Genomic DNA, 12,992 nt, shown 5'->3' with positions numbered 1-12,992 from the left:
GCCTATCTTTATTTGACCGAGTAACCTCTGCCGCCATGACCACACCGAGCACAGTCGGCGCCGCCCTCACGGAGATCCTGCGTGACGACCTCAACGTCGACATCAACCGGGTGACTCGCGACTCCCGACTCATCGACGACGTCGGACTCGATTCGGTCGCCTTCGCGGTAGGGATGGTGGCGATCGAGGACAAGCTCGGTGTTGCGCTCACCGAGGAGGATCTGCTCACCTGCGACACCGTCGGCGACCTCGAGTCGGCGATTCTGGCCAAGGTGCCGGCAGGCCAGTGAGTGTTCTCGCAACCGCGGTGTCGGGGGCGATGACGACATCCCCGCGCGACCTTGTGCTGCTCGACCGCGCCAGTGGCCAGTGGCATCGACATTCCTGGCAGGAGTTGCACACGCGCGCCGAGAACGTCGCCGAGCGCATCCTCGACGGACCCGACGGCGCCGTGGGCCTCGTCGGCGAACCCACCGCCGAGTTCGTCGCAGCCATCCAGGGCGTCTGGCTGGCAGGCCGCTCGCTGTCGATCCTGCCCGGCCCCATCCGTGGCGCCGACAATGCACAGTGGGCCCACGCGACCGCCGAACGCTTCGCCGGAATCGGTGTTCGCCAGATCTTCACCCACGGTGAATACCCGGAACTCCTGCGCGACAACGGTTTCAACGTGGAAGTGCACGATGTCAGCACCGTCGGACATTCACGCCGGTCCACCACACTCAAGCCCGCGGCCACCCCAGCCGGCACGCCCGCAGTGTTGCAGGGCACCGCGGGCTCCACCGGAACACCCAAAACCGCGATGCTGTCGCCTGACGCCGTCAAGAACAACGTGTCCGCACTGCTCAAGCACACCGGCACCGACGAGGGCGACGACCGAGGGCTGACCTGGTTACCGCTCTACCACGACATGGGCCTGACGTTCCTGCTCACCGGCTTCATGACCGGAGCCGAGATGTGGCTGGCGCCGACCGCATCATTCGCGGCTTCGCCGTTCCGGTGGTTGTCATGGTTATCGGAAAGTCGTGCAACACTCACGGCTGCACCGAATTTCGCCTACTCAGTGATCGGCAAGTACGCCCGCCGGGTGCCCGATGTCGATCTGAGTCACCTGCGTTTCGCTCTCAATGGCGGCGAGCCGGTCGACTGCGAGGGCTTCGAACTGTTCCTGCGCGAGCTCAGCCGGTTCGGGTTGGATCCCCGGGCGGCCGCCCCGTCCTACGGTCTGGCCGAATCGACATGCGCGGTCACCTCCCCCGGTCCGGGCAGCGGGCTCATGGTGGAGGAGATCACCGACCCCACAACGGATACCGTGCGTCGGCACGCCGTACTGGGCCACCCGATCCCCGGAATGGATGTGCGGATCGCACCGTCAGATCACGGAGACGGTGACATCGGCGAGATCGAGATCCGCGGCACCTCGATGATGTACGGGTACCTCGGACAGGAGCCCCTCGTCCCTGGGGAGTGGTTCCGCACAGGAGATCTCGGGTATCTCACCGATCGCGGTCTGGTCGTGTGCGGACGCGTCAAGGAACTCATCACGATCGCGGGACGCAACATCTTCCCCAACGAGGTCGAGCGCGTCGCCGCGGAGGTGCGGGGCGTGCGCGACGGGGCGGTCGTCGCGTTCAGCACCGACGGCGACTCGGCCAGACAGGGTCTTGTCATCGCCGCCGAGTTCCGTGGTCCCGACGAGTCCGGCGCCAGAAGTGAAGTGGTGCAACGCGTGGCCTCGCAGTGCGGCGTCGTACCCGCCGATGTCGTCTTCATGGCTCCCGGCTCGTTGCCGCGGACGAGTTCGGGCAAGCTGAAGCGGTTGGCCGTCAAACGAGACCTGGAGGCCGCGCGGGTATGACCGTCGACGCCTACCGACAGCTGTTGACAGAGGTGTTCGACGACACGGTCGTCGGCTGGACTACCGAGGCCGAATCCTCGGAACACTTTCCCCGCAAGTTGATCGAGCACCTCGGGGCAGGCGGAGTCTTCCGCAACAAGTGGGGCCCCGCGGGAACGCAGCACCCTGACGTCGCCAAGCTCAACGAACTGGCATTCCGGTTGGGGCATCTCGGCTCCGCAGGGATCGGCGTGGGGGTCAGCCTGCATGACTCGGCGATCGCCGTCCTGCGCCGGTTCGGCAAGACCGATCACCTCACAGCGATCTGCGAGCAGGCCATCGACGGTCAGGCAGTGCTGTGCATCGCAGCCTCCGAAGAGTCGGGCGGTTCCGATCTGCAGATCGTCGAGACCGAAGTTCGTTCCGCCCGCGGCGGTTTCGAGATCCGTGGCATCAAGAAGTTCGTCTCACTGTCCCCGATCGCAGACCATGTCCTGGTGGTCGCCCGCGGCGTCGACCACGACCCGGCGAGCCGACACGGCAACGTCCTGGTGGTCGCGGTGCCGACCACACAGGTTGACGTGCAGACGCCATGGCGCAAAGTCGGCGCCGGCCCGCTGGACACCGCGGCGGTCCACATCGACACATGGGTGCCCGCCGACCATCTGGTGGCGCGGCCCGGCACCGGACTGGCAGCGATTTCATGGGGACTCGCCCACGAGCGCATGTCCATCGCAGGTCAGGTCGCGTCGTCGTGTCAGCGCGTGTTGGGTGTGACCCATGCCCGCATGGTGCAGCGCCGCCAGTTCGGGGCGACGCTGTTCGAGCATCAGGCACTTCGCCTTCGGATCGCCGACCTGCAGGCCCGCGTCGATCTGCTTCGGCACGGCCTCAACGGCATTGCCGCACAGGGCCGTTTGGACCTGCGTTCGGCGGCAGCAGTCAAGGTCACCGCTGCTCGCTTGGGGGAAGAAGTGCTCTCCGAGTGCATGCACCTCTTCGGCGGCTCGGGCTATCTCACCGACGAGACTCCGCTGGGCCGGTGGTGGCGCGACATGAAGCTGGCTCGCGTCGGCGGCGGGACCGACGAGGTGCTGTGGGAACTGGTCGCTGCGGCGATGAAACCGGACTTCGACGGCTACGCCGAGATGATCGGCGCGGCCACGTGACACATCAGACGGGCCGGTTCATCGCGTAGAGAGCCATCCGCCGATTCGACATCTGATGCTCACCGAGAAAATCGCACTTGGCGTACTCGCAGAGGCGCCGGGCGCCGGTGTTGCGATGGTCGGGATCGAACATGATTCGACGGCACTGCGGTTCGAGCGTGAACAGGCTGGCCGCCAAGCGCGGTAGCAGCAGGGGTCCGAATCCTCGGTTGACGATGTTCAGATCGGCAATCGCGGCGTGCAACCCGAGGTCGTACGGGTCGGCGTCGTAGCGCGGGGCGATCGAATCTTTGGCGGCGCGATACACCTCGACATAGCCCTGCGGTTCACCCTGGAAAGTTCCGATCAGCGGCCGGGAATAGTTGCCCGCCAGCTGCGCTCGCAGATACCCGTGCCACCACCCGACGGGACGGTCGTACTCCCACGCCTCGGCCAGATGCGGGCGGTTCATCCACTCGGAGATCATCGCCGCGTCGGCATCGGGATCCACGAGGCGAATCTGGTAGGGCGCAGCCAGGTGCGGGGTCGGCGGGGCCGGCACAGCGCGCACCTCATCGCTGATGTCGGTGAGCTCCCGGGGCAAGATCGGCAGAACGTCAGTCATCGTGACGGCAGACTACCGGAGCCAGGTAAGGCTAGGCTTAGCCCGCTCAGAGCAACAGCAGGACACCACCAAAGACGAGTGCGACAACCTTCACGAGCTCCAGCGCAACGTAGACGTAATGCGCCCGAGACCGCGGACCGCCCGACCCCGCCAACACCTGGTCCGATCGGCGAGTCAGCGCCGGCCGCACGAGAAGTATCTGCGCGATCAGCACCGCGGCCGCGACGATCAGCGCCGCCCTGCCGGCTGTCGATACCTCCGCGCTCCATGTCGCGACCACCGCTGCCGCGGCAAGGACGACCTCGCAGCCGTTGAGTGCGCGAAACACCAGACGCCCGATACCGAGTCCGATCTGCAGCGTGACACCCGGGGCGCGGAACTTCAGGGGCGCCTCCAGGAAGGAGATTGCGAGCACCATCCCCAACCAGACGAAGGTCGCCGCGACGGCGACCGCTGCAGGGCCCTGCATTCACGAAAGCCTAGGTGACATGGTTGGGCAATGGACATCGACCGTGCCGCCGAACTCCAGCGCTGGGAAGAGTCCGGAGCCGTCTGGCTGGTGCTCAGTCGTACGGCCACCGTCGCGACGGTGGCGCTGCTGACCTGCGACGGCGGCGAAGAGGTCGGGCGGTTCACCAGCGACGACCCCCGGCTGCTCACCTTCCTGCGAGATCGCACCAGCAGCGAGGACTAAACAGCCGCTCACGGCGCATCGGCAGGGTTACCGTACGAACAGTCGCACGGAAGGAGCCTGCACGTGGCAACCAAGCCTGCGCTGTACGGCCGGTACATCGGACGCGTCGGGGCGCTTGCCGTCGCCCTCGGGATCGGGGCCGCTCTCGCGCACGGCTCCGCAATAGCGAGCGCCGATGACACCGCGTCGAGCTCAGACTCGGCCGCGGCGGCAGACACGACCGACGCGGACACTTCCGCCACCGCGGGCGCGACTACACAGGACGCCGCCGAGGATCGCGACGGTGTCGACGGCGGTGATGCCGACACCGACGACACCGAGCCCGATGTCGAGCCTGAATACGAGACCGATGCCGAGGACCTCTCGGACGAAATCGACGGCGACGACCATCGCCGCACCACCAAAGACGATGTCGAAGACTCCTCCACACCCGACGACGAGACCGACGACGCCACGGAGGAGTCGACGACCGTCTCCCTGCGACGCGAGATCGCCGCGGAGACCGTGTCCACCAGCAGCGCGGCCACCGCGACCGCACCCACCAGCAGCGCGGCCACCGCGACCGTCTCCGTCGCGGCGACCACCAGCATCCTGGGGACCCAGCAGCAGCTCGAAGCGGAAGCGATCGCGTCTCGCACCGTGAAGACATTGCCCGTTCAGTTGATGAAGTTGGTGCTTGCCGCGGGCTGGCTGACCACCGCACAGCGGGAGTACCGCGAAATGGGTGGTATCGACTGGAAGAACTTCTGGCATCTCGGGCGGTCGATCGACGAGTACGCCCTCGGCGCGGCGTTCCAGCAGCAGCTCCTCAACCCGATGCGGCCAACCGTGGTCGCCCAGGTCGCACCCCCGCACAGCTGGTACGGCAAAGACGTGAAGGGATCCCGCATCCTCTACGACAACCCCGACACGATCTACCGCTTCATGGGCGTCAACATGACGTCGACCTACGTGATCAGAGGACAGTTCACCGGGGAGCTGCCCGCCGACACCAACTTCAGTGTGCTGACCGGACTTTCGGGCATCACCGCCGACAATCTGAGCGGGCGCGAACTTCTCGTCGAGCCTGACGGTTCGTTCACGATCACCGTCAGCGGCGATGCGGCCGCCCCCGGACAGCGCAACCACCTGCAGCTGACACCCGATACGACATTGATCGCTGTGCGAAACACGCTGTCGGACTGGTCAACCCAGCCCCCGATGAGCCTGGCGATCGAAAGGCTGTCGGGTCCGCGGGACAGCCTGTTCAGCCAACTCGGCGGATTCGCGATCCCCGGCCTGGGGCCGGCGGTCACCCGCAGCCCGCTGCTGACAGCACTGGTGTCATTGATCCCGCCGATGAAGAAAACGCCGCCGATCGTGCGTGGCACTTTCACCGCCGTCGTGATGGCGCTCGGCCTCGGCATGGAGTCGAAATACATCAAGGTCGCCACCACCGACGCCGAAACCGGCGAACGCGTCCAACCCAACGAATTACGGAATCCGACGCGCAACGCGGAGTTCCTCGCGACGCAACTGCAGAGTGCGGGCTACTTCGAACTGGCCGATGACGAGGCTCTGGTCGTCACCATCGAACCGGGCAACGCCCGCTACTTCACCGTGCCCGTCACCAACCTCTGGACGATCACCGACAACTACTGGGACGAGCAGACCAGCCTTAACAACGCCCAAGCCGTCGCCGATCCGGACGGCCGCTTCACGTTCGTCATCTCGCCGACCGACCCCGGCGTCTACAACTGGGTGTCGACGGGCGGGTTCAACAAGGGCACGGTGTCGATTCGGTTCCAGGACCTCGACTTGACGTCGTCGGTGACACCCACGGTGTCCGCGCGACGGGTGTCGCTGGCCGCATTGAATGCCGTTCTCCCGCCGACGACCCAGTACGTCACCGCCGCTGCGCGGCAGCAGCAACTGGCCACTCGAAAAGCAGGATTCGATATCCGGTTCGCGCACTGAGACGGGTCAGTGCTTGGCCTTCTTGCCGAAGGGCAGAATGTGCACGACGGCCGCTACGATGGCGCCGACCACGAGGCCGATCACCGCGGAGGCGGCGGTGTTGATCAACCAGGCCAGCGCGCCGCCGACGCCCCCGACGTGATGCACCGCCTCTTCGGCGTGGTGGACCAATCCATAGGGCGCGTGCCAGCCGAGCTCGTCAACCCCGATCAGCAGGATGTGGCCGCCGACCCACAGCATCGCCACGGTTCCGATGACCGACAGCGCCGACAGCAGTTTGGGCATTCCGGCCACGAGGCCGCGACCAACCTTCTGTGCGAATGCCGACGACCGCTGGGTGAGGGTGAGCCCGATGTCGTCCATCTTCACGATCCCGGCCACGACGCCGTAGACCACGACGGTGATCACCACGGCCACGACGAGCAAGATGAGCAGCCGGGGCAGGAACGACTGGTCGGCCACCTCGTTCAGCGCGATGACCATGATCTCGGCCGAGAGGATGAAGTCGGTGCGGATCGCCCCGGTCACCATGAGCTTCTCGGCGTCCGGTCCCCCGGCGGCAGCGGGCGTGCCGTGTGAATCCTCGCCCCGGATCATGCCCCAAACCTTTTCGGCGCCCTCGAAACACAGATAAGTGGCGCCCAGCATCAGGATCGGCGTCAGTAGCCACGGGACGAACTGACTGAGCAGCAGCGCCGCAGGCAGGATGAAGACGACCTTGTTGCGCAGCGAGCCCAGCGCGATCCGTTTGATGATCGGCAGCTCGCGCTCGGCGGCGATGCCGTGGACGTACTGCGGCGTGACCGCGGTGTCGTCGATGACGACGCCTGCGGCCTTCGCTGTCGCCCGCCCAGCTGCCGCACCGATGTCGTCGACGGACGCGGCCGCGAGGCGGGCCAACGCCGCTACGTCGTCGAGGAGCGCGAACAGGCCCCCGCTCATCGGGTCATCCTGATCGCAGTGGCGGTCATGGCACGGAACGTTACCCAACGGCTCGGTGCGTAGCGACGCCGTGAACTCGCCGATACCCGACACGCGGTAAAGCATCTCGCTCTGACCTGCGGATGAGCTATTTTTAGGGACTGATCGCCCAGGGCCGCTGCGTGGCAGCGCCCAGGTGATCGATTCTGGGGGTGCGTGATGGCGAAATCGATACGTCCATGGGCCACGGCGGTGATCGCTGTCGTTGGCGCGGGCGTCGTCGCCGTGGCTCCGTTCGAGCCACTTGGGCCCGGCGACACCATCCGGATCACCCCATCGGCAGTCGAAATCGACTCGTCACCGAGTCCGACGGCCTACTACCCGCAAGTGGTGATGCGGTCTCTGGACAACGCCGGCGATCGCCTGAGCGAATACCTTGCCGCGCCACTGCCGATCGTGACTGCGGTCGCCGGGAATCAATACACGTCACTGACAGACATCGTCGATGCGGTCGAGGGCGGTGATGTCGTCGAGATCGTCGACGCCGTCATCCGCTCGATAGCCATGCCTGTCACCAATCTGGTCAAGGTGGTCGGAAGTGGCCAGCCGTTCGAGATGACGGCCAGCCTCGTCGTCCGATTGGCGTTACCGATTGTCAGCGGCGTCATGGCGGCGGGATCGACCGTCGGCGATGTCGTCGACTCGCTCCTCGATCTGGACGTCGTCGGCGCGGCCAGTGCGGCCACGAATCTTCCGGCACGAATCGTGGACGGAGTACTCAACGGCCGGGTCGACGGCATCAGCGACGACTATTTCGGGTTTCTCGCGCCGGTGGCCGAAGAGCCTGTCAGCGATCAGCTGACCGGGCCGGTGTCGTTTCTGATCGAGTCATTGCAAGAGATCGGCGACACGATTGCCGCGCCCGCGTCGCCCGGCGCCGATCCAGACACTCGGGACCTGGGAGCCGCCGCGGCGCCCCCGCCGGTGAATCACGCATCGGATTCACCTTCGTCGCCGACGGCCTCGGAGGACCCTCCTGCAGAAGCGGAACCCGCCGAGTCTTCGTCGGACGTCGATGAATCGCCCCAGGAAGACGCGACGGAATCCGATTCGGTGGAATCGGCGCAAGCGGCACCCGCACCCGACGACTCGCCATCGGCTGATGCCGGCAGCGATGATGCGTCTGCAGGTGACGCGCAGGATTCGTCGTCCGAGGGCGCCTGCGCGGACGAGTAGCGTCCGCTGGCACACGTTTGAGCCATTCGTACCTGGGTACCTGCGTGGAGTTCCTCGACAGTCAGGTGAATTCATGAATTCTCATGCGAAAAGGACGTTGCTCTCTTCGGGCGCGGCGGCACTGATGCTGCTCGCCGTCGGATGCGGAGGCGGCGACGACGGCGGCGGCGAGTCCACCGAATCGACGACCACGACCTCGGAGTCGAGCGCCACCACGACGACGACCACACCGACCATGACAGAGCCGGCGCCCGCACCGTCAACCGAACCCGGCGGCGGCGGCTCGATCCCCGGCGGCCCCACCGGCAGTGGCGGACCTGAGGGAGGCGGCGGCTCGATCCCCGGTGGCCCCACCGGCGGCGGCGGACCTGAGGGAGGCGGCGGCTCGATCCCCGGCGGTCCCACCGGCAGCGGCGGCCCCGGCGGAGGCGGCGGCTCGATCCCCGGCGGCCCCACCGGCAGCGGCGGACCCGGCGGAGGCGGTGTATCGATTCCAGGCGGGCCGACCGTCAACATCCCGGTCCCCTGACCCGGCGTGAGCACTGAAAAGCCCAGTCCTGCAATTCTGTTCGACATCGACGGCACCCTCGTCGATTCGAATTACCTACACGTCCACGCCTGGCTGCGCGCCTTCGACGAGGAAGGGTTGCCCGTCAGTAGCTGGCGCATCCACCGTTGCATCGGCATGGACGGCACCACGCTGGTGCGCACACTGGCCGAGGACGCCGGACAAGACGTTCTCGACCGGCTCAAGGACGGGCACAGCAGGTTCTACAAAGAGAACTCGGCTCTGCTCGCTCCCCTGCCCGGTGCCCGGGATCTGCTTCGCTGGGTCGCCCTCAAAGGTCTGCAGGTGGTGCTCGCAACTTCGGCTCCCGAAGACGAATTGGCAATGCTGCGCAAGGTTCTCGACTGCGACGACATCGTTTCGGCGGTGACGTCCTCGAAGGACGTCGACACCGCCAAGCCCAAGCCCGACATCGTCGAGGTTGCACTCGATCGGGCCGGGGTATCGGCGCAGGACGCCGTCTTCGTGGGCGACGCGGTGTGGGACTGCGAGGCGGCACGACGGGCAGGCGTGCCGTCGATCGCCGTCCTGAGCGGCGGTGTTTCGCGCGGTGAGCTTCTCGAAGCCGGCGCTTCCGACGTCTTCGAGGATCCGGGAGACCTGCTGGCGAAGCTGGGCGCCACCCAGATCGACGAGCTGGCGGCGCGGCTCAGCGCGTCGCGGTAGCGGACTCCGGACGGATCCTGGCCAGCCGCCGCAACGACGCCTGGCTGCGGATCTTCTGCGGCCACCAGAACCACCGGCCGAGAAGCGCAGCAACGGCCGGCGTCATGAACGAACGCACGATCAGTGTGTCGAACAGCAGGCCGAGGGCGATCGTGGAACCGACCTGGGCCATCACCTTCAGGTCGCTGAAGGCGAATGTCGCCATGGTGAAGGCGAATACCAGCCCGGCGGAGGTCACCACCGAGCCGGTGCCTGCCATGGAGCGGATGATGCCCGTCTTCAAACCGCCGGACAGCTCTTCCTTGAAACGCGACACCAACAGCAGGTTGTAGTCCGAACCCACGGCCAGCAAGAGGATCACCGACATCGGCAGGACCATCCAGTGCAGTTCGAGCCCCACGATGTGCTGCCAGAGCAGGACGGACAGGCCGAACGAGGCGCCCAGCGAGAGCAGCACGGTGCCGACGATCACCGCGGCGGCGACCACGCTGCGCGTGATGACCAGCATGATGACGAAAATCAGTGTGACCGCGGCGATTCCGGCGATGATCAGGTCGTAGAAGGCGCCGTCGCGCATGTCCTTGTAGGTGGCCGCGGTGCCCGCGAGGTAGACCGTCGATCCTTCCAGCGGGGTGCCCTTGATCGCTTCCTTGGCCGCAGTCTTGATCGGCACGACACGCGAGATACCCTCCACCGTCGCCGGATCGCCCTCGTGGCTGATGATGAAGCGCACCGACTTGCCGTCGGGTGAGATGAAGTTCTCCATGCCACGCTTGAAGTCGTCGTTGTCGAAGGCTTCGGGCGGCAGATAGAACGAGTCGTCGTTCATCGAGTCGTCGAACGCCTCCCCCATGGCGTCGGAATCCTCCGACATCGCGGCGTTCTGATCCAGTTGCCCCTTCTGCGTCTGGTACTGCCGCAGCATCATGCCCTGCATGGAACGCATCGTCTCGATCTGACTGGGCAGCAGCGCGATCAGCTGCGGCATCAACGCATCCAAACGTTCGAGCTCGGGCACCAGTGCCACGATGTCGTCGGTCAACGGATTGATGCCGTCGAGGGTGTCGAAGATCGCCCGCATGGACCAGCACACCGGAATGTTGTAACAGTGCGGTTCCCAGTAGAGGTAGTTGCGGATCGGGCGAATGAAGTCGTCGAGATTGGCGATCTGGTCCCGCAATTGCACGATGTCGACCGCGGTGGCTTTCGTCTTCTCGACCATGCTGTGGGTGACCGCCGACATCTGGGTCATCAGATCCGACATCCGCGTCATCACGTCGATGTTGGTTTGCATCGTGTCAGCCTGGACCAGCATGTCGGCCATCCGGTCCTGCATGTACTTCTCGTTGAGCTGGCTCGTCGTGCTACGCATGCTCATCTGGAACGGGATGCTGGTGTGCTTGATCGGCTTGCCGTCAGGCCGGGTGATCGTCTGCACCCGCGCCACTCCGGGCACCCGGAAGATGGCCTTCGCGATCTTGTCGATGACGAGGAAATCCGCCGGATTGCGCAGATCGTGGTCGCTTTCGACCATGAGCAGCTCGGGATTCATCCGGGCGGTGCCGAAATGCCGGTCTGCGACGCTGTACCCGATGCTGGCGGGCACATCCGCCGGAAGGTAGTCGCGGGCATCGTAATTCGTCTTATACCCCGGCAGCGTCACGAGGCCGACCAGCGCCAGCGCGATCGTCGCGGCCAGCACGGGGCCGGGCCAGCGCACCACAGAGACGCCGATACGCCGCCAGCCGCGGGAACTGATCGCTCTCTTGGGCTCGAACAGCCCAAAACGGCTGCCGATCACGATCACCGCGGGGCCCAGGGTCAGCGCCGCGAGAACAGCGACGAGAGTGCCGACCGCGCAGGGCACGCCCATCGTCTGGAAGTACGGCAACCGGGTGAAGCTCAGACACAGCATCGCCCCTGCGATGGTCAGCCCCGATCCGAGGACGACGTGCGCGGTGCCGCGAAACATCGTGTAGTAGGCGGTTTCACGGTCCTCGCCCGCTCCCCGGGCTTCCTGGTAGCGGCCGATCGCGAAGATGGCGTAGTCGGTTCCGGCGGCAATCACCATCAATGTCAGCAGGCTGACCGCGAAGGTCGACAGACCGATGACTTCGTTGTCGGCCAGCAACGCAACCATTCCTCGGGCCGCGCCGAGCTCCACGAATACCATCAGCAGCGTCAGGATCATCGTCGCCACCGACCGGTAGACGAGGAGCAGCATCACGATGATGACGCCGAAGGTGATCATCGTGACCCGGAAGATGCTCTTGTCACCGGCGCTGTGCTGATCGGCGATCAGGGGTGCGCCACCGGTCACATAGGCCTTCACGCCCTGCGGCGCGGGTACCTCGGCGACAATCGCGCGAAGCGCGGCAACGGCCTCGTTGGCGCGGGGCTCCCCCTGATTGCCGTGGAGGTAGACCTGCACGTAGGCGGCCAGGCCGTCGGTGCTCTGCGCGCCGGAGGCCGTCAGCGGGTCGCCCCAGAAGTCGGCGACGTGCTGGACGTTCTCGGTGTCGGCTTCGAGCTTGTCGATCAGTTCGTCGTAATAGCGGTGCGCGGCGTCACCGAGAGGCTGTTCGCCTTCGATGACGATCATCGCGCTGCTATCGGAGTCGAACTCCTGGAAGTCCGCGCCGATGCGCTTCATCGACACCAGGGACGGGGCGTCCTGGGCGCTCAATCCGACGGTGTGTTCCTCACCGACCTTTTCGAGCGACGGAACCGCGACGTTCGTGACGACGGTCAGCGCGATCCAGCCCAGGATGATGGGCAGCGCCAGCATGCGGATGACCCTGCCGATCCCGGACCGCCCGGCATGCGCCACTACCACCGCCCCCGATCAGGCTGACATCCGCCGCAAAAACAGCGGCCCGCGTGACACATGGTGTGTCACGTGTCATACATGTAGCCCGTCAAAACATTCACTGTCAATCGAGGGTTGACAGCGTTTTCACAGCTTCAGCTGCGGCCCTAAGGGGTCAGATCACCAGTCGCCGATGGCAGGGCCCGGTGCGTAACCGCCGCGGAACGGGCGGGACCGGGTTCCGTTGACCGCTTTCGTGCTGTCGCGGACCTCTCCCTGCGCGTGAACGACGCCCGACTCACCCAGTCGAGCCTCCGAGATTCCCCGGGCCACGCCGGGATCGTTGATGCGGATCACCGAGTTCTCCGACGCCTGCCGGCTCGTGACGATGGGTCCCGGGGCGACTTCTTCGACGTCCGCTCCGGCCACGCCCGAACCGAGCCCGACAAATGCCATGGCGCCGAATGCGCCGAGCCCCACCACCCCAAGTGCTTTCGCACTGCGAGCGAGAACGGCGGTACGGGCGCGATTCATT

The 12,992-nt window shown here is 65.9% G+C and carries 13 protein-coding genes; 8 read left to right on the top strand and 5 right to left on the bottom strand.

What is annotated here, in order from left to right:
* Nucleotides 1-35: 35 nt before the first annotated feature.
* From AWC12_RS00785 to mbtN, 3 genes are read left to right on the top strand one after another with little or no spacing between them, the layout of a single operon-like run.
* Nucleotides 36-290 (top strand): mycobactin biosynthesis acyl carrier protein MbtL, encoded by a 255-nt coding sequence (locus AWC12_RS00785; RefSeq protein ID WP_024448916.1) that lies wholly within the window; start codon nt 36-38, stop codon nt 288-290.
* Nucleotides 287-1,855 carry a long-chain-fatty acid--ACP ligase MbtM gene (gene mbtM / locus AWC12_RS00780; RefSeq protein ID WP_024448915.1) on the top strand — a complete coding sequence of 523 codons (1,569 nt, stop codon included), beginning with the start codon at nt 287-289 and terminating at the stop codon, nt 1,853-1,855. Before AWC12_RS00785 ends, mbtM begins: the two co-directional genes overlap by 4 nt.
* Nucleotides 1,852-3,003, top strand: coding sequence for a mycobactin biosynthesis acyl-ACP dehydrogenase MbtN (gene mbtN / locus AWC12_RS00775; protein ID WP_085171681.1), 1,152 nt, complete (start codon nt 1,852-1,854; stop codon nt 3,001-3,003). Before mbtM ends, mbtN begins: the two co-directional genes overlap by 4 nt.
* 4 nt (nt 3,004-3,007) lie before the next feature.
* On the opposite strand, the gene AWC12_RS00770 is transcribed toward mbtN, so the two are convergent.
* Nucleotides 3,008-3,607, bottom strand: a complete 600-nt coding sequence (locus AWC12_RS00770) for a GNAT family N-acetyltransferase (RefSeq protein WP_024448913.1) — start codon at nt 3,605-3,607, stop codon at nt 3,008-3,010.
* 46 nt (nt 3,608-3,653) lie between these two features.
* Entirely contained in the window at nt 3,654-4,076 is a 423-nt protein-coding gene (locus AWC12_RS00765; RefSeq protein ID WP_036465961.1) for a hypothetical protein, read from the bottom strand.
* 30 nt (nt 4,077-4,106) lie between these two features.
* On the opposite strand from AWC12_RS00765, the gene AWC12_RS00760 reads away from it, so the two are divergent.
* Entirely contained in the window at nt 4,107-4,301 is a 195-nt protein-coding gene (locus tag AWC12_RS00760; RefSeq protein ID WP_024448912.1) for a hypothetical protein, read from the top strand.
* A 63-nt stretch (nt 4,302-4,364) separates the two neighbouring features.
* Nucleotides 4,365-6,257 (top strand): DUF1214 domain-containing protein, encoded by a 1,893-nt coding sequence (locus AWC12_RS00755; protein WP_085171679.1) that lies wholly within the window; start codon nt 4,365-4,367, stop codon nt 6,255-6,257.
* Between the two features lie 6 nt (nt 6,258-6,263).
* Here the strand turns inward: AWC12_RS00755 and AWC12_RS00750 are convergent, their stop codons facing one another.
* Nucleotides 6,264-7,199, bottom strand: coding sequence for a DUF808 domain-containing protein (locus AWC12_RS00750; RefSeq protein WP_024448910.1), 936 nt, complete (start codon nt 7,197-7,199; stop codon nt 6,264-6,266).
* 198 nt (nt 7,200-7,397) lie between these two features.
* Here AWC12_RS00750 and AWC12_RS00745 point away from each other — a divergent pair, with 198 nt between their 5' ends.
* The 3 genes from AWC12_RS00745 (at nt 7,398) to AWC12_RS00735 (ending at nt 9,648) form a co-directional block, all read left to right on the top strand.
* Entirely contained in the window at nt 7,398-8,414 is a 1,017-nt protein-coding gene (locus AWC12_RS00745; RefSeq protein WP_085171677.1) for a hypothetical protein, read from the top strand.
* A gap of 73 nt (nt 8,415-8,487) precedes the next feature.
* Entirely contained in the window at nt 8,488-8,943 is a 456-nt protein-coding gene (locus AWC12_RS00740) for a hypothetical protein (RefSeq protein WP_085171675.1), read from the top strand.
* A 6-nt stretch (nt 8,944-8,949) separates the two neighbouring features.
* Nucleotides 8,950-9,648 (top strand): HAD family hydrolase, encoded by a 699-nt coding sequence (locus AWC12_RS00735; protein ID WP_085171673.1) that lies wholly within the window; start codon nt 8,950-8,952, stop codon nt 9,646-9,648.
* On the opposite strand, the gene AWC12_RS00730 is transcribed toward AWC12_RS00735, so the two are convergent.
* Both AWC12_RS00730 and AWC12_RS00725 read right to left on the bottom strand, forming a co-directional pair.
* Nucleotides 9,632-12,436: an MMPL/RND family transporter gene (locus AWC12_RS00730; RefSeq protein ID WP_165762745.1), complete on the bottom strand. Its 2,805-nt coding sequence runs from the start codon at nt 12,434-12,436 to the stop codon at nt 9,632-9,634. The genes AWC12_RS00735 and AWC12_RS00730 overlap by 17 nt on opposite strands.
* A gap of 201 nt (nt 12,437-12,637) precedes the next feature.
* Nucleotides 12,638-12,991 (bottom strand): hypothetical protein, encoded by a 354-nt coding sequence (locus tag AWC12_RS00725; RefSeq protein ID WP_024449443.1) that lies wholly within the window; start codon nt 12,989-12,991, stop codon nt 12,638-12,640.
* Nucleotide 12,992: the final 1 nt, after the last annotated feature.

It is taken from the genome of Mycolicibacterium iranicum (assembly GCF_002101705.1).
GTDB classification, from domain to species: domain Bacteria; phylum Actinomycetota; class Actinomycetes; order Mycobacteriales; family Mycobacteriaceae; genus Mycobacterium; species Mycobacterium iranicum.
Note: the sequence above shows the minus strand (reverse complement) of the source record. Positions and strands in the feature narration are given on the sequence as shown.

Coding starts and splice junctions, on each gene's coding strand:
- AWC12_RS00785 (WP_024448916.1), top strand. CDS start 36: ATGACCACACCGAGCACAGTCGGCGCCGCCCTCACGGAGATCCTGCGT.
- mbtN (WP_085171681.1), top strand. CDS start 1,852: ATGACCGTCGACGCCTACCGACAGCTGTTGACAGAGGTGTTCGACGAC.
- AWC12_RS00770 (WP_024448913.1), bottom strand. CDS start 3,607: ATGACTGACGTTCTGCCGATCTTGCCCCGGGAGCTCACCGACATCAGC.
- AWC12_RS00765 (WP_036465961.1), bottom strand. CDS start 4,076: ATGCAGGGCCCTGCAGCGGTCGCCGTCGCGGCGACCTTCGTCTGGTTG.
- AWC12_RS00760 (WP_024448912.1), top strand. CDS start 4,107: ATGGACATCGACCGTGCCGCCGAACTCCAGCGCTGGGAAGAGTCCGGA.
- AWC12_RS00750 (WP_024448910.1), bottom strand. CDS start 7,199: ATGAGCGGGGGCCTGTTCGCGCTCCTCGACGACGTAGCGGCGTTGGCC.
- AWC12_RS00745 (WP_085171677.1), top strand. CDS start 7,398: ATGGCGAAATCGATACGTCCATGGGCCACGGCGGTGATCGCTGTCGTT.
- AWC12_RS00740 (WP_085171675.1), top strand. CDS start 8,488: ATGAATTCTCATGCGAAAAGGACGTTGCTCTCTTCGGGCGCGGCGGCA.
- AWC12_RS00730 (WP_165762745.1), bottom strand. CDS start 12,436: ATGCTGGCGCTGCCCATCATCCTGGGCTGGATCGCGCTGACCGTCGTC.
- AWC12_RS00725 (WP_024449443.1), bottom strand. CDS start 12,991: ATGAATCGCGCCCGTACCGCCGTTCTCGCTCGCAGTGCGAAAGCACTT.